Below are 18915 nucleotides of genomic sequence, written 5' to 3'. Positions count from 1 at the left end.
AATCGACCGGGATGAGCTTCAGACCGTAGTCGGGCGTCTTGAATCGCGGCATCGCAAGGCTCCGGAGAGGCGATGCGGAATCATAACAACGGCATGTGAACGGATGAGGGTGGGGAGGGGTTTTTCTACAGCCTCAACGTTGAAGGTAAGGGGCTGCGGCGCGAAAGAGGTTGGCCGGAGAAGCCACGCCGGTTCCGCAGTCCCGCTTGACCGAAGGGTTAGGCGTTGTGCCCGTTGGTTGGATGAACTCCACTTTAGAACTCCGATGCATTGAGTCCAAACTTTCTTCCGAGGCCTGCAACCTTTGGAACCAGATCAAACCGAATTGACGATGGGTAGTTAATGACTGCGCATTGCTCATAAAGCTCTAAGACAAAGGGGCGGTCTAATTCATCTGTACCAAATACTGTCTCTATCTCTCTTCGGAAACCATCGATATCAGCTTGGCCGATCGCGGGGTGATGCCCGTGCTCCGCAAAGCTGGCCGTGATGTCGCCAAATTTCAGTTTTGATTTTTTGCGCTTAGCGGGAGTGTCGAACTCTTCGGACCAACTCCACAGAAGTAGGTTATGACTCATTGGAGAGCGCCTAACGTAGAGGTAACCGGCTGCCGGAGCCCAAGGCGGAGGGAACCTGCAAGCGCAGCTTGCAGGCAGTCCGATTGACCGCCGGGTTGGGCCACATTTGTTCTCCTACGCTCAACTGCAGAACGTCGGCTGACAAAGGGCAGACGGCAGGGGCAGCAACGGTGGCGGGCATGGGCTAGAGATGAAGGGCGGCCAATTCGCGGAGCCTACGAACAGCCTCGGCTGAGCCGAAGCGACCAGCGCGTTGGTAAATTTCCAACTGCGCGTCTGCGTCGGAGCAGACACCGGCAAGGATTTCTTCGGCGACTATGCGGTGAGGTTTAATTCGCTTTTCGTATTTTTCAAGGAGCTTTCTCTCTTCTTCGTCGGACTCGTGGCCATCCAGAGCGTAGAAGGCATAGTAATCGTGATATTCGGAGCAGAAGTCGTCGAAGCTCATATGGCCTTGCACACACTGGCGAATCAAGTCGTCGTGATGACCAAGGGAGTCAATCAAGTGGGCTTCGGACTCGAAGATGACCATGGCCTATTGGGCCCAACTTTGTTTTCTGGCGCACTTTTGCGCCATAACTATGGACGATGCCGGATAAACACAAAGGGTTTTCACGGGAAACTTTTTAGTTTTCAGTCGGTTGGCGTGCCATGTGCCGGATAACTACCGATTAAACGAAGACAAAAAACCTCACCCCTTGTATCGCCGGCAAGTGGAGCATATCCACGGTGTCTGTTCCATCGGTCATTTATCCGAGTGGTGAGGCGATGGGGTGCGCCCCAAGGCGCACGGCTGGTTGCGCGACTTCTTCTTTTCGCCCCGTGGCCTGCCAGTGCTGGTGCTGGGCGATGCCCGTCAAGTCCTTCGCAGCCTTTCACAACAGAACCTTGACGCATGCCCGGGCACGCCACGCCGGCAACGGATAGATTGCGGCCTTTCCCGCTTCTTTTCGGTCTTGCCGTCGCCCGCATGAATACCTCCTACTCCTCACCCCTCCACACCGAATGGGCCACGCTGCAGCACGACCACGAGCGCCATGAGCGTTGCGCGGTCGGGATCAAGATCGCGGCGGTGGCGCTGACTGCCGGTGCGGCGCTGTTCGGTTTTCCGTTCGAGTTGGCCGCGCCGCTGACTGTGATCGTGTGGGTGATCGAGGCGATGCTGCGCACGGTGCAGGGCCGCCTCGGGCAGCGCTTGCTGAAGGTCGAAACGCTGATCGCCGACGGGGCGTCGGACTACGCGGCGTGCCAGTTGCACACCGAGTGGCAGGCGACGCGGCCGGGCGCGGTCGGGCTGTTGATGGAGTACGCGACGAGCGCGCTGAAGCCGACGGTGGCTTTTCCGCACGCGCTGCTTCTGCTGCTGCAGGCGGCGCTGGCGATTACCGGTTGAGACCTTTGCTGCATTGCGAAACATCAAGGCGCTGAAACGCGGGCCGGGGCACAATCGGGGCGATTCCCGCATTGCATCGGACTGAAACATGAGCGCATCGCGTCGCCGCCTCGTTCTGGGGCTGATCGTGCTGGCTGCCGCGGCGGCTGGCTATTACGGCTGGAAGCAGTACGCCGCACCGCCCGTGAGCGAAGCCTTTGCGTCCGGCAACGGACGCATCGAGGCGACCGAGATCGACGTCGCGACCAAGACCGGTGGCCGGCTGGAGAGCGTGGCGGTGCGCGAAGGTGACGACGTGAGCGCCGGGCAGGTCGTGGCGCTGATGGACGTGCGCGCGCTGGAAGCCGAACTGAAGATCAGCGACGCGCAGATCGAGCAGGCGAAGGCCACGCGCTCCGCCGCGGTCGCCGCGGTGGCGCAGCGGCAGAGCGATGTCGCCACCGCCGGTGCGGTGGTGTCGCAGCGGCAGAGCCAGCTTGCGCTGGCCGAGAAGGACATCGAGCGCACGCAGCGTCTGGTCGACAAGGGCTTCATTTCGACGCAGAAGCTGGACGTCGACCGCACCAGCAAGCAGTCGGCGCTGGACGCGCAGAAGGCGGCGTCGGCGCAGTTGCAGGGCGCGAAGTCGTCGATCGAGGCGGCGCACGCGGCGGTGAAGCAGGCCGAGGCGGCGATCGAGGCGGCCGAGGCGCGCAGCGCGCGCATCCGCGTCGATCTGCAGGACGCGCAACTGGTGGCCCCGGCCGACGGCCGCGTGCTGTACCGGCTGTCCGAGCCGGGCGAGGTGCTGGCGGCGGGCGGCAAGGTGCTCACGCTGCTCGACATCACCGACGTCTACATGACCATCTTCCTGCCGACCTCGCAGGCGGGGCGCGTGGCCATAGGCACCGAGGCGCGCATCGTGCTCGACGTGCGGCCGGACATTTCGATTCCCGCCAGCGTGAGCTTCGTGTCGCCGCAGGCGCAGTTCACGCCGAAGTCGGTCGAAACGCGCACCGAGCGCGAAAAGCTCATGTTCCGCGTGCGGGTGAAGATTCCGCCCGATCTGCTGAGGGCGCACGCCAAGCAGGTGAAGACCGGGCTGCCCGGCGTGGCCTGGGTGCGGCTCGACCCTGAGGCGCCGTGGCCGGCCACGCTGCCGCCGCTGGTCGGAACACCGAAACCGTCGACGGCGCCATGACCGACACGGTCGCCCGGCTTGCCGGTGTCGGCCTGCGCTACGGCGACACGGTCGCGCTCGACGACATCACGCTCGACATCCCGGCTGGCTGCATGGCCGGGCTGATCGGGCCGGATGGCGTCGGCAAGTCCAGCCTGCTGGCGCTGGTGGCCGGCGTGCGCGTGATCCAGCAGGGCGGGGTGACGGTGTTGGGCGGCGACATGCGCGACCGCCATCACCGCGCCGCGGTGTGCCCGCGCATCGCCTACATGCCGCAGGGGCTGGGGCGCAATCTGTACATGACGCTGTCAGTGTTCGAGAACGTCGACTTCTTCGGTCGCCTGTTCGGCCACGCGACGCGCGAGCGCGAGGCGCGCATCGCCGAACTGCTGGACAGCACCGGGCTGGCGGCCTTCCGCGACCGCCCGGCCGGCAAGCTGTCGGGCGGCATGAAACAGAAGCTCGGCCTGTGCTGCGCGCTGATCCACGACCCCGACCTGCTCATCCTGGACGAGCCCACCACCGGCGTCGATCCGCTGTCGCGCCGCCAGTTCTGGCAGCTGATCGAACGCATCCGCCAGCGCCGGCCCGGCATGAGCGTGCTGGTGTCCAGCGCCTACATGGGCGAGGCGGCCGGTTTCGACTGGCTGGCCGCGATGGACGACGGCCGCGTGCTCGCCACCGGCACGCCGGCCGAACTGCTGGCGCGCACCGGTGCGAAGGATCTCGACGCCGCCTTCATCGAACTGCTGCCGGCCGCCAAGCGCCAGGGGCACGAGGAACTGGTGGTGCCGCCGCGCTGCGTGCAGGGCGACGGGCCGGCCATCGTCGCCGAAGGCCTCACGATGCGTTTCGGCGATTTCACCGCGGTCGACCACGTCGATTTCGAGATCGGCCGCGGCGAAATCTTCGGCTTCCTCGGCTCGAACGGCTGCGGCAAGACGACGACGATGAAAATGCTCACCGGCCTGCTGCCGCCGAGCGAGGGCAGGGCGCTGCTGTTCGGGCACGTCGTCGACAGCGGCGACATGGATACCCGCAAGCGGGTCGGCTTCATGACGCAGGCGTTTTCGCTGTACGGCGAACTGAGCGTGCGCCAGAACCTGGTGCTGCACGCCCAGCTTTTCCACCTGCCGGCGGCCGACATCGCGCCGCGCGTCGCCGAGATGGTCGAGCGCTTCGGTCTGGCCGAATACCTCGACACGCAGGCGGCCGGCCTGCCGCTGGGCATACGGCAGCGGCTGTCGCTGGCGGTGGCGGTGATCCACAAGCCGGACATGCTCATCCTCGACGAACCGACCTCGGGCGTGGACCCGGTAGCGCGCGACGGCTTCTGGCGCCTGCTGATCGAACTGTCGCGCAAGGACGGCGTGACCATCTTCGTGTCCACCCACTTCATGAACGAGGGCGAGCGCTGCGACCGCATTTCGCTGATGCACGCCGGCCGCGTGCTGGCCAGCGACACGCCGGCGGCGCTGATCGAGCGGCGCGGCGCCGCCTCGCTCGAAGAGGCCTTCGTCGCCTACCTGGAAGAGGCGACCGGCGATGGCGCGCCACCGGTGCCCGAGGCGCCGCCACCCGCCGCCGCTATGCCGGCGGCGCCCGCGGCGCGCTCGGCACCCTTCAGCCGGCGCCGGCTGCTGGCCTACGCGCGGCGCGAGTGGCTGGAAGTGCTGCGCGACCCGGTGCGCCTCACCTTCGCGCTGCTGGGCTCGGTCATCATGGTGCTCATCCTTGGCTATGGCATTTCGATGGATGTCGAGGACCTGAAATTCGCCGTGCTCGACCGCGACGACACGCCGGAAAGCCGCGCCTACATCGAGAACATGGCGGGCTCGCGCTACTTCATCGAACAGCCGCCGCTGCTGGGCGTGGACGAACTGGACCGCCGCATGCGCGCCGGCGAACTGAGTGTCGCGCTGGAGATTCCGCCGGAATTCGGGCGCCGGCTGCGCAGCGGACACGCGGTCGAGATCGGCGTCTGGGTCGATGGCGCCATGCCCTTCCGCGCCGAAACCACGCTCGGCTACGTGCAGGGCCTGCACGCCGACTTCCTGCAGCAGGCGGCGGTGCGCGAAGGGCTGCCGGCGACCGCCTACCCGGCGAAGCTGGACATGCGCTACCGCTACAACCAGGACTTCCGCAGCGTGTTCGCGATGGTGCCGGCGGTGATTCCGCTGCTGCTCACCTTCATCCCGGCCATCCTGATGGCGGTCGGCGTGGTGCGCGAGAAGGAGCTGGGTTCGATCACCAATCTGTACGCGACGCCAGTGACGAGGCTCGAATTCCTGATCGGCAAGCAACTGCCCTATATCGCCGTCAGCATGGTGAGCTTCTATGGGCTGGTGCTGCTCGCGGTGTTCGTGTTCGAGGTGCCGCTGAAAGGCAGCCTGCTGTCGCTGAGCCTGGGCGCGCTCATCTTCGTCACCGCCACCACCGGCCTCGGCCTGCTGATGTCCTCGTTCGCCCGCACGCAGATCGCCGCACTCGCGGCCACCGCGGTGGTGACCATGCTGGCCACGGTCACCTTCTCCGGACTCACGCACCCGGTGTCCTCGCTCGAAGGCGTGGGGCGAACGATAGGCACCTTCTTCCCGGCCACCTATTTCCTCAACATCAGCCGCGGCCTGTTCACCAAGGCGCTCGACATGCGCGACCTCTACGCCGACTTCCTGGCGCTGGCCGCCTTCGTGCCGGTGCTTACGCTGCTCAGCGTGTGGCTGCTGAAGAAGCAGGAGCGATGATCCTGAGAACCTCGGCTGACCGCTTGCCAATGTGCTTCAGGCCCTGCCCATCGAGGATGCCCGCGGAGTGCAGCGCTCATCTTCCAGGTGAGACCGCTTCGGCGTCGCGTGCACGGTTGGCGGGGCGCCCGGCGGTGTTGCTCGTCCTTGCAGGGTGCCATCCTGCCGCGTCCTCGCGCCTTGCCGTACACCCCGCCAACCGCGCCCGTCACGTTCCACCGATCGCCGATCAACCGAGGTTCTCAGGATGATGCGACGCCGACTGCTCAACGCCTGGCGCCTCGGGCTCAAGGAACTGATGAGCCTGTGGAACGACAAGGTGCTGCTCATCATGATCGTGTGGGCCTTTTCGGGCGGCATCTACAGCGCGTCGACGGCGACTTCGCAGGAACTGCACAACGCGCCCATCGGCATCGTGGACGAGGACCGCTCCGTACTGAGCGAGCGCATCGCCGGCGCCTTTTACGGCCCCTACTTCCGGCCGCCGGAAATAATTACCGAAGGGCAGGGCGACGCCGGCCTGGATGCCGGGCTGTACACCTTCGTCATGATCATTCCGCCGGATTTCGAGCGCGACGTGTTGGCCGGCGCGCAGCCGTCGATACAGGTGAACATCGACGCGATGCGGGTGAGCCAGGCCTTCATCGGCGCCAACTACATCCAGAACATCGTGCTCGGCGAGGCCGTCGAATTCGTGCAGCACCGGCGCAGCGAGACGGTGGCGCCGATCTCGCTCGCGCCCACCATCCTGTTCAACCCCAACCTGACCAGCGCCTGGTTCGGGAGCGTGATGGAAATCATCAACAACGTGACCATGCTGTCGGTCATCCTGACCGGTGCGGCGCTGATCCGCGAGCGCGAGCACGGCACGCTGGAACACCTGCTGGTGATGCCGCTGGGCGCTTTCGAAATCATGCTGGCCAAGGTGTGGTCGATGGCGCTGGTGGTGTGGGTGGCGGTGCTGCTGTCGCTGTACTTCGTGGTCGAGCGCGCGCTGGCGGTGCCGATCGCCGGCTCGATTCCGCTGTTCATGGTGGGCACGCTGATCCAGCTGTTGGCCACCACCTCGCTCGGCATCTTCATCGGCACGCTGTCGCGCAACATGCCTCAGCTCGGGCTGATGATGATCCTCGTCATCCTGCCGCTGGAACTGCTGTCCGGCGGCATGACACCGCGCGAAAGCATGCCGCAGGCGGTGCAGTTCATCATGGAATTCGCGCCCACCACCCACTTCGTCAGCCTCGCCCAGGCGGTGCTCTACCGCGGCGCCGGGCTGGATGTCGTGTGGCCCAGCCTGCTGGCGATGGCGGCCATCGCTGCGGCCTTCTTCACCGCCTCGCTGCTGATGTTCAGGCGCAGCATCGCGGCACAGGGGTGAGGGTAGAGCGCTGCAATCGCGAGCAAGCTCGCTCCCACAAAAACGCGGCTCCGGCGACGGTCCCGGAGTGCTCTCGTGGGAGCGAGCTTGCTCGCGATACGGCCGCTGCCATCTGCAGGCTTCGATACAGGCCGCTGTCGGGGTCAGAAGACCCCTCCCACAGAACCCCGGCTTGGCTCCGGCCGCAGGCCCGGCACACTTCTTCCCCTGCAGAGCCTTCGCCCTGGCTTGGGCCGTGAATCGGGCGCATCTCCTGTGGGAGCGGTCTTCTGACCGCGACGCGGCCGCTGCCATCCGCCGGCTTCGATACAAGCCGCCGTCGGGGTCAGAAGACCCCTCCCACAGAACCCCGGCTTGGCTCCGGCCGCAGGCCCGGCACACTTCTTCCCCTGCAGAGCCTTCGCCCTGGCTCGGGCCGTGAATCGGGCGCATCTCCTGTAGGAGCGGTCTTCTGACCGCGACGCGGCCGCTGCCGTCCGCAGGCTTCGATGCAGGCCGCCGTCGGGGTCAGAAGACCCCTCCCACAGAACCTCGGCTCCGGCCACCGGTCGGGCGCGATCCCTGTGGGAGCGGCCTTGGCCGCGACGCGGCCGCTGCCATCCGCCGGCTTCGATGCAGGCCGCTGTCGGGATCAGAAGACCCTTCCCACAGAATCCAGTCATCCGTCGGAGCCGGTGCTGCGTCTGCCGTCAGCGATTCGCCAGCGCCGTTTCCAGTCTTGCCAGCGCGTCGCGGATGACCGCTCGCGGTGAGGCGAGGTTGAGGCGCATGTGGCCGCTGCCGCCGGTGCCGAAGCTTGCACCGGGATTCAGGCCGAGGCCCGCGCCGATGAAGAAGTCGCGAAGTGCGTCGTCATCCAGACCGAGGCCGCGGCAGTCCAGCCACAGCAGATAGGTGCCTTCCGGCGCCACCGGATGGATGCCGCGCAGGCGGTGGGTGACGGTGTCGATCACCTCGTCGCGCGTCGTTTCAAGGTAGTCCATCAGCGCGTCCAGCCACGGCCCGCCGTCGCGGTAGGCGGCTTCGAAGGCGGCGACGCTGAACGGGTTCGACGCGCTCACGTGCAGCGTGCCGAACACGCGCTCGACCGCGCGCCGCTCGGTGTCGTCGGCGATCAGCGCCGACAGGCCGAGGCCTGGCACGTTGAAGGTCTTGCTCGGCGCCACCGTGGTCAGCACGCGGTCGCCGGGGCGCGCCAGCGTGGCGAGCGGCAGATGGCGCACGCCGGGGTAGGTGAGGTCGGCGTGGATTTCGTCCGCCAGCACCACCAGTTCGTGCCGGCGGGCGATGGCCAGCAAAGTGTCCAGTTCTTCATGCGACCACACGCGGCCGACCGGGTTGTGCGGCGAGCACAGCAGCAGAAGCTTCGATCCAGCGCGCGCGGCGCAGCCTTCGAGCTGATCGAAATCCATGGTCCAGCGGCCATCGCGCTCGATCAGCGGGTTCTCGACCACGCGCCGGCCGGTGTCGCGGATGGCCGAGAAGAAGGGCGGATAGACGGGCGGCTGCACGATGACGTTGTCGCCCGGCTTGGTGAAGGCCTGCACCGCGGCATACAGCGTCGGCACCACGCCCGGGCACATGTGGATGTGCTCGCGCGCGACGTTCCAGCCGTGGCGCGCGGCCAGCCAGCGTTCGAGCGCTTCGAAGGCGCCGTCGGGGTAGAGCGTGTAGCCATAGACCGGGTGACGCGCGCGTTCGGCCAGTGCGGCCACCACGGCCGGCGGCGCGGCGAAGTCCATGTCGGCCACCCACAGCGGGGTGACCTGCTCGGTGCCGAACACCGCGGCGCGGCCGTCGTGCTTGACGCTGGCCGTGCCGTCGCGCGGAATCGGCAGATCGAAGTTGAAAGAGGTACTCAGCGCACGCGCTCCCACAGCGTTACCTCGGCCAGCGTGTGCTGGTGCTTGCGGCGGGTTTCACGGATGACGAAGGGCACGTCGCGCGGCGCGCCCACCATGCGGAAGCGCTCGCCCAGCACCGCCTTCATGCCGTCGAGTGTGGTCCAGCTCTCGCCGTCCTTCTTGAAACCACCCAGCCAGTCCTCGCGCTTTGTGTGTTCCTCCAGCCAGGTGTAGGGCGAGGTGATCATCAGCAGTCCGCCGACGTTCAGCCGCTCGTGCACCGCCGCCAGGAAGGCCTTCGGGTCGTACAGCCGGTCGATCAGGTTGGCGGCGAGTATGAGGTCGTAGCCGGTCAGCACGCTCTTCAGATTGCAGGCGTCGCCCTGCATGAAATCGACCTTCCCGCGTACCGACTCCAGTCCCATGTCGGCCAGGCGGCGCGTCTTGTACGACACCAGTTCGCCCTCATCGACCAGCGTGTAGCGCAGCTCGCCCTGTTCGGCCAGATGCACGCCGGCGTTAATGAAGCGGGCGGAGAAATCGACGCCGGTCACGTGTTCGAAATGGCGGGCCAGTTCGAAGCTGGCGCGGCCGGTGGCGCAGCCGAGGTCGAGCGCGCGCCGCGCCGGTCGCTCACCCATTGCCTCGATGGCGATGGTCGCCAGCGCCTTCGGGAAATTCGGCACGCCGAAGTACTCGTCGCCGTAGTGGAACTCGGCGTACTCGGACAACTGCCGGTCGCTTTCGTAATAGACGTTCGGCGCGCTGGCCGGTGCATCGCTGATCACGTATCGGAACCCCGCGTGCTGGAAGAAATGACGGCGGAAAGCGTAGCGCGATGCGCGCGTTGCCTCGTTGCCGCAGGAAACCCACGCGCCGCCCTTCATCAGGTTGTGGCGCGCGTCGAAGGTGGGCGTCGAGAAATCATCGTAAATCGGATGCACGTCGAAGCCAGCGAAGGGGTAGATCGGCGTCTCGGTCCATTGCCAGACGTTGCCGACCACGTCGAAGAAGTCGCCATGCGCGAAGCGATCGACCGGGCAGGACGAGGCCCAGTGATCGAGGTGCAGGTTGGCGGGTGCCTTGCTGTCTTCGGGCACTTCGGCGACATCGGCCACGTCGTACAGGCGGTACCACTCGTCCTCGGTCGGCAGCCGCACCGGGCGGCCGGTCTTCGCCGCCTTCCATTTGCAGAAGGCGCGCGCCTCATGGCAGTTGGTTTCGACCGGCCAGTTCCACGGCATCGGCACTTCTTCGAGCATCAGCCGCAGTTGCCAGCCGTCCGGCTTGCGCCGCCAGAACTCCGGGTGGTCGATGCCGGCCTGCAGCCGGAAATCGCGCCAGCCCTTGCCTTCGTCGTCCCACCAGGCGTCGTTGCGATAGCCGCCGTCATCGACGAAGTCGAGAAATTCGCGGTTGCTGACGACATGACGGCTGGCTTCGAACGCCGCTACCGCGACCTCGCGCGTTTCATATTCGTTGTCCCAGCCGTAGATCGGGTCGTCGCGGCGACGGCCCAGCTGCGTGACGCCGGCCGCCACCGGAACCAGACTGTTTGCCGGCGCCTCGCCGCTGTCGCGACAGGGCGCCCAGGCGGGGTGGGTGCGCACGAAGTCGAGCCGGCTCTGGCGGATCAGCACCGACGAGGTTTCGAGGTGGATGCGCTCGTGTTCGATGCCCATGATGACGCTCCACCACGGGTTGCTCCAGTTCACCGGCAGCGTGAGCGGCGCGTCGTTGATGACGCGGTCCACCCGACGCCGGACCTCGTTGCGATAGTCGCGCACAGCCTGCACGCTCGGCCAGTCGTAGTTCGCCTCGTTCAGGTCGTCCCAGCTCATTTCATCGACGCCGACCGCGAACATCGATTCGAAGCGCGGATTGATGCGCTCATGGATGAGCCCGGCCAGCAGCAGCTTGTTCACGAAGAAGGTCGCGGTGTGGCCGAGATAGAAGATGAGCGGGTGGCGCAGCGCGATCGGTTTGCGGTAGTAGGCCTCGTCGCAGGTGAGCACTTCGAACAGCTGTTCGTAGCGGCTGAAGGTGGCGTGAAAGTAATCGCGCAGCGTTGCGCGCATCGCGTCCGGATCGGTCGCGTCGAGTCGCGGTGTGCGCAGGAAGAAGGTGTCCTGATGACTGTTCATCTTCTTTTTGTACTCCGGCAAATGCGGGTGTTGGAGGGCGTGCCGGTCGGCAGGGATCATGAGGCGATCATCCCGGTAAGCAGATGTTTCCGGCCGTGGTCGCGCATAGACGCGACGCGGCGCCGGTAAGTTCAGACATTGTGCCGCGACCGGCAGGGCCTGCGTAGGTCACGCCGGCTCCGGTGCGAAGGCCGCGCTGTCGCCGCCGAGCTCGCGCGCCAGCCAGTCCACCAGCAGACGCGTGCGGCCGGGCAGCAGCCGGGCGTGCGGATAGACGATGCTGACCGGGCGCGGCGGCGGCTCGAAATCGCGCAGCACGACGCGCAGTTCGCCGCGCGCCAGTTGCGGCCTGACCTGGTAGCTCAGGAAAAGGCCGAAGCCGGCGCCCGCCGCGCAGGCGTCGACCGCGGGCGCGATGTGGTTGAACTCGAGGTTGCCGGCTACCGGCACGGTCATCGCGCGGCCATTGACTTGAAAGCTCCACGCGAAGCTGGAGGCGCCGGTAAAGCGGACGCAGGGCGCGCCGCGCAGGGCGTCCGGGTGCTGGGGTTCGCCGTGCGCGGCGAGCAGGGCGGGGCTGGCGACGACGACGCGGCGGATGGTGCCGAGCGGGCGTGCGATCAGGCCGGAATCGTCGAGTGCGCCGATGCGCACGCCGACATCGATGCTCTCCTCCAGCATGTTCACGACGCGGTCATGCAGCAGCACGCGCAGCTTCACGCGTGGGTGGCGCAGCGCGAAACGGGTGACCGCCGGCGCGACATACATCTGGCCGAACTGCACCGGCGCGGTCAGCGTGATCGGCCCCGACGGCTCGGTTGCGCCTTCCTTCAGCGCGTCCTCGGCGTCCTGCACCGCCGACAGCACCTGACGGCAGCTTTCGAGATAGCTGCGGCCCTCGTCGGTCAGCGCGATGCGCCGCGTCGTGCGGTTCAACAGGCGCACGCCGAGATGGGCCTCCAGCGCGGCCAGCGTGCGCACGACCGCGGGCAGCGAACAGTCGAGCGCACGCGCGGCCGCGGTCAGGCTGCCGTGCTCGGCGATGTCGACGAAGGTGCGCATGGCCCTGAGGGTGTCCATGCCTGGATATTACTGCGCAAAGTGGAAGAGTGTTATCCGTATCGCCCCATTTATTGCCGGGTGTGGATTGCGGATACTGCATCACGTCGCCACCCGACGCCCAACCCAACGCAAGGAGCCTGTAATGACGCTGACCGCCACCCTCCGCCCGGATGCCCCCATCGTGCTGCACGGCTTCAAGCTGTCCGGCCACAGTCACCGCGCCGAGCTCTTCCTCGAACTGCTCGGCCTGCCCTATGAATTCCGCCAGGTCGATCTGGCCGGCGGCGAGCAGAAGACGCCGGCCTTCCTGGCGAAGAACTGCTTCGGCCAGGTACCGGTAATCGAGGACGGTGCCACCGTCATCGCCGATTCCAACGCCATCCTGGTCTATCTGGCGCAGCGCTACGCACCCGGCCGCTGGCTGCCGCAGGACCCGGCCGGCCAAGCCGAGGTGCAGCGTTGGCTTACCGTCGCTGCCGGCCCGGTCGCCTTCGGCCCGGCCGCCGCGCGGCTGGTCACGCTGTTCCGCGCCCAGTTCGACACGCAGGAGGTGATCGCCCGCGCACACCGGCTGCTCGCGGTGATGGACGGCGAACTGGCCGGCCGCGACTGGCTGGTCGGCACGGCGCCGACGCTGGCGGACGTCGCGGTGTACAGCTATGTGGCGCATGCACCGGAAGGCAATGTGTCGCTCGACGACTACCCGAACGTGCGCGCCTGGCTCGCCCGTGTCGAAGCGCTGCCCGGCTTCGTCGCGATGCCGGCGAGCAAGGTCGGCCTGCGCGCCTGATCGCCATGGAAACCGGACGCGACCCTTTCCACGACGGCGAGCGCGCGCTGCAGGCGCGTGCCGGCATGCAGCAGCGCATGGCCGACATCGGCGCGCGCGTCATCCGCGACCACATGCCGGAGCAGCACCGAGACTTCTTCGCGCTGCTGCCTTTCCTGATTGTTGGCAGCGTCGACACCGATGGCCAGCCCTGGGCGTCGGTGCTGCACGGGCCGTCGGGCTTCGTGCGGTCGCCCGATCCGCGCACCTTGCACGTCGATGCCCGGCCGCCGGCCGGCAGTCCGCTGGCCGCGCATCTGCGCGACGGCGCAGCGCTCGGATTGCTCGGCATCCAGCCGCACACGCGGCGGCGCAACCGGATGAACGGGCGCGTCGCTCGCCTGAGCGAGACCGGCTTCGACGTCGAGGTGGCGCAGAGCTTCGGCAACTGCCCGCAGTACATCCGCACGCGTGAAGCCTTCTACTTCGACGAGGGCGCGCCCGGCGCGCCACAGCCGCTCGCCGCTCTCGACGACGCAGCGCGCGCACTGATCGCGTCCGCCGACACGCTGTTCATCGCGAGCACGCATGCCGATGGCGTCGATGTGTCGCACCGCGGCGGCGCGCCGGGTTTCGTGTCGGTCGACAACGATGCGTGCGACGTGCTGACGCTGCCCGATTACGCCGGCAACTTCTTCTTCAACACGCTGGGCAACCTGCTGCTGGAACCGCGCGCCGGCCTGCTGTTCATCGACTTCGACAGCGGCGACCTGCTGCACGTGAGTGCGCGTGCCGAGATCGTGTGGGACGGCGACGAAGTCGATGCCCACCCCGGTGCGCAACGTCTGCTTCGGCTCACCGTGACCGGTGCGCTGCGCGTGCCACGCGGCTTGCCGCTCGAGTGGTCGATGAGCGCCGATCAGGCTTAGCAAAGCTATGGAGGCGCAAGGCTTTGTGGGAGCGAGCTTGCTCGCGATTGCGCCTCGGATCGAAGCCAGCGGCCTGCAAAGGCCGCATCGCGACCGGAGGTCGCTCCCACAAGGATCGCTCCCTGTTCGCTGCCGGAACAGGCTTCTGTGGGAGCGAGCTTGCTCGCGATTGCGACGATGATCGAAGCCAGCGGCCAAGGCCGCTCCCACAAGGGAGGCGCATGATCCGCGGCCGGTGCCGCAGTTCTGTGGGAGGGGTTTTCTGACCCCGACAGCGGCGGCGGTCCGGCGCTGTCGTTCTAGCTTGCGGCCCCCAGTGTCCGGGCCGCGGTCACCACGGCCTGTGCATCGGCACGGGCGGCATCCAGGCGGCGCGACAGCGGGTCGGACGCAGCCGTGGTGCGATCATCTGGCGGGCTTGCAGCGAGCAGCGCGCCCAGTTCGCGGCGTGCGGCGGCGAGTTGCTCTTCGGCGTTCGACACGTCGGGCCGGGCGCTCAGCCGGCGTGCCGCGGCGATGTGGGCGAGCAGCAGATAGCCGCGCGTGGTGAGCACGTTCAGCGCGGCCAGCGGCTGCTGCTGCGACGCCGGCTCGTCGCGCATGCGGACGACCGCATCGGACAGCGTGCCGAGCGCTTCCTGCACGTGGCGGCGGGCGAGCCGGTAGTGCATGTCCCGCGTGTCCGGCGTCAGCGCCAGTTCGACGTATTCGCGCAGTGCACTGATCAGGCGGGCGGCCAGTGCGGTAACGCTGTTGCGCTCCCAGCTCGGCAGCACGCGGCTGAACAGCCAGGCGACGGCAACGCCGACGACGGTATCGAAGAAGCGCTCGGAAATGTGGAAGCTGCCGGGCGCGATCAGGTGCAGCTGCAGCAGCGCCATCACGCAGGCGGCGGTCACGGTGACGCGGTAGCGCACCGTGATGAAGGCGTGCGCGATGCCGATGCAGACGAACACGATGCCCAGCAGCACCGCCGGTGCCGACACCAGATGCAGGATCACGGCGACGAACAGACAGCCCAGCGCATTGCCGATCATGCGGTCGGTCTGGCGCTGGCGGGTCTGGCTGAAGCTGGCGCGCATGACCAGCGATACCGTCAGCAGTATCCAGTAGCCATGACCGGCCCAGGGCAGCCAACGCGACAGCGCCAGTGCGGCGGCCATCGCCAGCGTGAGCCGCAGCGCGTAGCGCAGTACCGGCGAATCGAGCCGGAACTCGTCGCGCAGCGCACGCGGCGTGAAGCTCGAGCGCGACAGGAAGCGGCTCATGTCCTCGTCGTCGACCTGCGCTGGCTCGCGCAGCGCACGATCGACGCGACGCAGGCCGTCGATGGCGCCGAGCAGCTTGCGTCGCCCGGCTTCGAGCACCGCGGTGGCGGCGCTGCGGTCCAGCGCCGGGTCGGCCGACAGCGCGGCGACCTCCTGTTCCAGCGCCGGGCGGGTGTTGCGATAGGGCGTGTCGTCGAGCACCGGACGGCTGCCCGAGAGGCCGCCGTGGGCGAGACGCAGCACGTCGTCGGCCGCGGCGTGCGTCATCGCCGCCAGCAGCCGCATGACGCGGTGATCGCCAAAGGCGTCGCGCAGCGGTGCGTAATCGCCCTGGCTGGCCAGCACCGCCTCGTGGGCGTCGATCAGCGCCAGCAGGCCGTTGGTCAGCGCCTGCTGTTCCGGCGAGCAGCGGTCGACGAACACGAAATCGCGCGCCGTCTGCAGCCGCTCGGCGAACGCGGCCTGGCGGCGCACCAGTTCGGCATACACCTCATCGAGGTCGTTGGCCGGGTTGAACAGCGCCGCCTTGCCGCGCACGTAGTCGGCGAAGGCGTACAGCGCGTCGACGACGGCGCGGCGGCGCATCGCGGTGTCGGTCAGGCGCGCCAGCAGCAGCGCATACAGCAGATAGCACAGGCCGCCGGCGAACTGCAGCGCCAGATGTGCCGCCTGTTCGCGCGGCGGCAGATCCGGCTGGGCCATCGTGAACGCCATCGTCATCATCATGCCGTAGCCCAGCGGCAGGCCGGGCTTGCCCCACGCGGTGGCCATGCCCGAGGCAAAGGCGATCAGCAGGATCGCCGCGGCGAACAAGGGCAGCGAGTCGTGGGTGGCCAGCACCAGCAGGGCGACCACCGGCATCTGGATCAGGTTGGCGAGCAGCAGCGGCAGCTTGTTGCGGCGCGGAGCGGGAATGTCGGTCAGGCTCACCACCAGCGCGCCGGCGGCCATGGCGATGGCTGTCCGCGTGTCGGCCACCGCCCAGGCGAGCAGGGCCACCAGTGCGACGCCGAGCGAGCAGCCGAAGCCGCTTAGTGCGTGATGGTTGCGCAGCTGGCGTGCCAGCAGTGGGTTGCGGGTGATGCGGTGGGCGAAACGACGCAGCATGGATCAGGGGCAGGGGGTCAGCCGCGGTCGCGGCGGCGCTCCATTGCGAACTTCATCAGCGCGGCGCTGCTGTCCAGTTCGAATTTGCGCTTGATGTTGATGCGGTGGCTTTCGACCGTGCGGACCGACAGGTCGAGCCGGGCGGCGATTTCCTTGTTGCCGAGGCCGTCGGCGATCAGGTCCAGCACGTCGCGCTCGCGCGGTGTCAGTTCGGGTTCGGGCAGGCTGGCGCTGACCAGCGCGTCGGCGACGCGCGCGCTGAACCAGCGCTGGCCGGCGCAGACCGCGTCGATCGCCGCGACGATTTCGGCCGACGGGCTGTCCTTCAGCACATAGCCGCGCGCGCCGGCACGGAAGGCCTCGACCACGTACTGCGGCTCGTCGTGCATGGTGAGCATGATCACCTTCAGGTCGGGCGTGCTCTTATGCAGGCGGCGCGTCAGTTCGATGCCGTGGATGTCGCGCATCGAAATGTCCATCAGCACGCAGTCCGGCGCATGCAGGCGCACCGCGTCGAGCGCCTCGGCCGCGTTGCCCGCTTCGGCGACGACGACGAAGCGGTCCACGGTTTCCAGCCGCGCGCGCAGGCCGTCGCGCACCAGCGGGTGGTCGTCTACGAGCAGCAGGCGGAGCGGTGCGGTCATCGTGCGGATCGGGTCAGGCGACAGGCAGTCGGGCCGACAGCAGGGTACCGGAGCCGCCGGAAGAAAGGTCGAAGCGGCCGCCCAGCGCTTCGATACGCTCGCGCATGCTGCTCAGCCCGAGGCCGCGCTGCGGCGACGCCGAAACGGCCTCGACGTCGAAACCGCGGCCGTCGTCGCGGATGCTCAGCACGATGGCGCCCGGTTCGCGGCTGAGCCGCAGTTCGACCCGGCCGGCGCGCGCGTGGCGCTCGACATTGTTCAGCGCCTCCTGCAGCAGCCGGAACAGCGCGGTGCCGGCATCACCCGGCGCGACGATGTCGGCGTCGGCCTGCATGTCGACCACGATGCCGCTGCGCTGCGCGAATTCGTCCACCACCTGCTTCATCGCCGGCACCAGTCCGAGCGTGTCCAGCATGGTCGGGCGCAGGCCGTGCGAAATGCGCCGCACGTCGCCCAGCACCTCCTCGACGCCGGCGACGCCGCGGGCGAGGGTGCGGCGGGCCGCGTCGAGCGCGTCTGTGCCCGGCTGTTCGAGCCGCGCCTGGGCCGATTCGAGCAGGAACTTGACCGACACCAGGCTCTGGCTGACGCCGTCGTGCAGTTCGCCGGCCACACGCGCCCGTTCGTTCTCCTGCGAGCGCACGACCTGGCGCGCCAGTTCGCGCATCTTCAGTTCGGCGTCGCGGCGGTCGGACACGTTCAGCGCCAGCCCGGCCAGCGCAACCAGCAAGGTCGCCACCACCGCGATGCCGGCGATCACGCCCATCGTGTTGCGAATGGCGACGCGTGCCTGCCGGTCGATGCGTTCGCGCGCGGCGACGATGTCGTCGGTATAGAGACCGGTGCCGACCATCCAGCCCCACTGCGGCACGGTGGCGACATAGCCCAGCTTGTTCTCGATGCGGCCGGTGGAGGGGCGCTGCCAGATGAAATCGACGAAGCCGCCGCCTTCACGCGCGCGGGAGAGCAGGTTCTGTATGGTCGGCCGGCCCTGCGGATCGCGCAGCTCCCAAAGGTTCTGCCCGACCAGATCGGGCTGACGCGGGTGCATCAGCACCTGGCCCGACAGGTCATAGACGAAGAAGTAGCCGTCGTTGCCGAACTCGAGCTGACGCAGCACGCGCAGCGCCTCGTCGCGTGCCGCCGGATCGTCACGTTTGGCGAGGTGGGCGATGCTGGCCAGCGCCAGCGTCACGTAGTTCTGCAGTTCATGCCGGCGTGAATCCATCAGCGCCGGCTCGACGATGGCGTGCTCGGCATCGGTCAGCGCCTGCGACTGCAGCTTCACCACCGCCGCCACCGCCGCGATGGCGAGCAGCAGCGGCACGATGGCCAGCAGCACGAATTTGAGGCGAAGTTGCATGGGGCAGGGAGGAGGGCGGAAACGGAATGATACGGCCTGCGCAGCGCTTGAAATGAGCGGTCCTCCGATCACGTTGGTGTCTGAGGGGAGCAGGACGGTCTTCCCGGTCACCGCCGCTGTCGGGGTCAGAAGACCCCTCCCACAGAACCCCGCCCCGGCTCCGGCCACCGATCGGGCGCTATCCCTGTGGGAGCGGCCTTGGCCGCGACGCGGCCGCTGCAATCTGCATGCTTCGATCCAGGCCGCTGTCGGGGTCAAGACCCCTCCCACAGAACCCCGGCTCCGGCTTAGGCGAGATCCCTGTGGGAGCGGTCTTCTGACCGCGACTCGGCGGTTGCAGGCCGTCGGCTTCGATTCAGGCTGCTATCGCGAGCAAGCTCGCTCCCACGGGCTCGGCGTCAGCCGTGCAGGACGCGGTTGCTGCGCCGGGCGAAATAGAACCACTCATTGCCCGGTGTGGCGCCGGGATTCGGGAACACGATGAAGCCGTCGCGCTGGGCGCGCACTTCGCTGCCGTCCTCGCGCGTGCCGAT

The 18915-nt window shown here is 67.6% G+C and carries 14 protein-coding genes; 6 read left to right on the top strand and 8 right to left on the bottom strand.

What is annotated here, in order from left to right:
* Positions 1-254: 254 nt before the first annotated feature.
* Positions 255-578, bottom strand: a complete 324-nt coding sequence (locus tag AC51BJ_RS11610; RefSeq protein ID WP_496280318.1) for a hypothetical protein — start codon at positions 576-578, stop codon at positions 255-257.
* A 184-nt stretch (positions 579-762) separates the two neighbouring features.
* Entirely contained in the window at positions 763-1110 is a 348-nt protein-coding gene (locus AC51BJ_RS11605) for a hypothetical protein (protein WP_496280317.1), read from the bottom strand.
* Positions 1111-1548: 438 nt separating this feature from the next.
* Here AC51BJ_RS11605 and AC51BJ_RS11600 point away from each other — a divergent pair, with 438 nt between their 5' ends.
* From AC51BJ_RS11600 to AC51BJ_RS11585, 4 genes are all read left to right on the top strand, one after another.
* Complete coding sequence (locus AC51BJ_RS11600; protein ID WP_496280316.1) at positions 1549-1971, top strand: hypothetical protein; 423 nt, start codon at positions 1549-1551, stop codon at positions 1969-1971.
* A gap of 88 nt (positions 1972-2059) precedes the next feature.
* Positions 2060-3151: an HlyD family secretion protein gene (locus tag AC51BJ_RS11595; RefSeq protein ID WP_496280315.1), complete on the top strand. Its 1092-nt coding sequence runs from the start codon at positions 2060-2062 to the stop codon at positions 3149-3151.
* Complete coding sequence (gene rbbA / locus AC51BJ_RS11590) at positions 3148-5874, top strand: ribosome-associated ATPase/putative transporter RbbA (protein ID WP_496280314.1); 2727 nt, start codon at positions 3148-3150, stop codon at positions 5872-5874. Before AC51BJ_RS11595 ends, rbbA begins: the two co-directional genes overlap by 4 nt.
* 250 nt (positions 5875-6124) lie before the next feature.
* On the top strand, positions 6125-7252 hold the full coding sequence (locus tag AC51BJ_RS11585; RefSeq protein WP_496280319.1) for an ABC transporter permease: 1128 nt from the start codon (positions 6125-6127) through the stop codon (positions 7250-7252).
* A gap of 689 nt (positions 7253-7941) precedes the next feature.
* Here the strand turns inward: AC51BJ_RS11585 and AC51BJ_RS11580 are convergent.
* The 3 genes from AC51BJ_RS11580 to AC51BJ_RS11570 all read right to left on the bottom strand — a co-directional run bounded on the left by AC51BJ_RS11580 (position 7942) and on the right by AC51BJ_RS11570 (position 12320).
* Positions 7942-9129 (bottom strand): MalY/PatB family protein, encoded by a 1188-nt coding sequence (locus AC51BJ_RS11580; protein WP_496280313.1) that lies wholly within the window; start codon positions 9127-9129, stop codon positions 7942-7944.
* On the bottom strand, positions 9111-11240 hold the full coding sequence (ovoA, locus tag AC51BJ_RS11575) for a 5-histidylcysteine sulfoxide synthase (RefSeq protein ID WP_496280312.1): 2130 nt from the start codon (positions 11238-11240) through the stop codon (positions 9111-9113). Before ovoA ends, AC51BJ_RS11580 begins: the two co-directional genes overlap by 19 nt.
* Positions 11241-11408: 168 nt before the next feature.
* Positions 11409-12320 carry a LysR family transcriptional regulator gene (locus tag AC51BJ_RS11570; RefSeq protein ID WP_496280311.1) on the bottom strand — a complete coding sequence of 304 codons (912 nt, stop codon included), beginning with the start codon at positions 12318-12320 and terminating at the stop codon, positions 11409-11411.
* A gap of 124 nt (positions 12321-12444) precedes the next feature.
* Between AC51BJ_RS11570 and AC51BJ_RS11565 the strand changes: the two genes are divergently transcribed.
* Together AC51BJ_RS11565 and AC51BJ_RS11560 are read left to right on the top strand one after the other, a co-directional pair.
* Positions 12445-13092 (top strand): glutathione S-transferase family protein, encoded by a 648-nt coding sequence (locus tag AC51BJ_RS11565; protein WP_496280310.1) that lies wholly within the window; start codon positions 12445-12447, stop codon positions 13090-13092.
* Positions 13093-13097: 5 nt separating this feature from the next.
* A complete protein-coding gene (locus AC51BJ_RS11560; RefSeq protein WP_496280309.1) occupies positions 13098-14000 on the top strand; it encodes a pyridoxamine 5'-phosphate oxidase family protein in 903 nt (300 codons plus the stop codon).
* 299 nt (positions 14001-14299) lie between these two features.
* Here AC51BJ_RS11560 and AC51BJ_RS11555 read toward each other — a convergent pair whose 3' ends face one another.
* From AC51BJ_RS11555 to AC51BJ_RS11545, 3 genes are read right to left on the bottom strand one after another with little or no spacing between them, the layout of a single operon-like run.
* Positions 14300-16375 carry an FUSC family protein gene (locus AC51BJ_RS11555; protein WP_496280308.1) on the bottom strand — a complete coding sequence of 692 codons (2076 nt, stop codon included), beginning with the start codon at positions 16373-16375 and terminating at the stop codon, positions 14300-14302.
* Positions 16376-16392: 17 nt separating this feature from the next.
* Positions 16393-17019: a response regulator gene (locus AC51BJ_RS11550; RefSeq protein WP_496280307.1), complete on the bottom strand. Its 627-nt coding sequence runs from the start codon at positions 17017-17019 to the stop codon at positions 16393-16395.
* Positions 17020-17032: 13 nt separating this feature from the next.
* Positions 17033-18382: a cache domain-containing protein gene (locus tag AC51BJ_RS11545; RefSeq protein WP_496280306.1), complete on the bottom strand. Its 1350-nt coding sequence runs from the start codon at positions 18380-18382 to the stop codon at positions 17033-17035.
* Positions 18383-18915: the final 533 nt, after the last annotated feature.

The organism is Methyloversatilis sp. S146-33 (assembly GCF_059552495.1).
The sequence above is the reverse complement of the archived record's forward strand: the minus strand, read 5'-3'. Positions and strand labels throughout refer to the sequence as shown.

Excerpts from the sequence above, each read along its gene's own strand:
- AC51BJ_RS11610 (WP_496280318.1), bottom strand. The coding sequence starts at position 578 with ATGAGTCATAACCTACTTCTGTGGAGTTGGTCCGAAGAGTTCGACACT.
- AC51BJ_RS11605 (WP_496280317.1), bottom strand. The coding sequence starts at position 1,110 with ATGGTCATCTTCGAGTCCGAAGCCCACTTGATTGACTCCCTTGGTCAT.
- AC51BJ_RS11600 (WP_496280316.1), top strand. The coding sequence starts at position 1,549 with ATGAATACCTCCTACTCCTCACCCCTCCACACCGAATGGGCCACGCTG.
- AC51BJ_RS11595 (WP_496280315.1), top strand. The coding sequence starts at position 2,060 with ATGAGCGCATCGCGTCGCCGCCTCGTTCTGGGGCTGATCGTGCTGGCT.
- rbbA (WP_496280314.1), top strand. The coding sequence starts at position 3,148 with ATGACCGACACGGTCGCCCGGCTTGCCGGTGTCGGCCTGCGCTACGGC.
- AC51BJ_RS11585 (WP_496280319.1), top strand. The coding sequence starts at position 6,125 with ATGCGACGCCGACTGCTCAACGCCTGGCGCCTCGGGCTCAAGGAACTG.
- ovoA (WP_496280312.1), bottom strand. The coding sequence starts at position 11,240 with ATGAACAGTCATCAGGACACCTTCTTCCTGCGCACACCGCGACTCGAC.
- AC51BJ_RS11570 (WP_496280311.1), bottom strand. The coding sequence starts at position 12,320 with ATGGACACCCTCAGGGCCATGCGCACCTTCGTCGACATCGCCGAGCAC.
- AC51BJ_RS11565 (WP_496280310.1), top strand. The coding sequence starts at position 12,445 with ATGACGCTGACCGCCACCCTCCGCCCGGATGCCCCCATCGTGCTGCAC.
- AC51BJ_RS11560 (WP_496280309.1), top strand. The coding sequence starts at position 13,098 with ATGGAAACCGGACGCGACCCTTTCCACGACGGCGAGCGCGCGCTGCAG.
- AC51BJ_RS11555 (WP_496280308.1), bottom strand. The coding sequence starts at position 16,375 with ATGCTGCGTCGTTTCGCCCACCGCATCACCCGCAACCCACTGCTGGCA.
- AC51BJ_RS11550 (WP_496280307.1), bottom strand. The coding sequence starts at position 17,019 with ATGACCGCACCGCTCCGCCTGCTGCTCGTAGACGACCACCCGCTGGTG.
- AC51BJ_RS11545 (WP_496280306.1), bottom strand. The coding sequence starts at position 18,382 with ATGCAACTTCGCCTCAAATTCGTGCTGCTGGCCATCGTGCCGCTGCTG.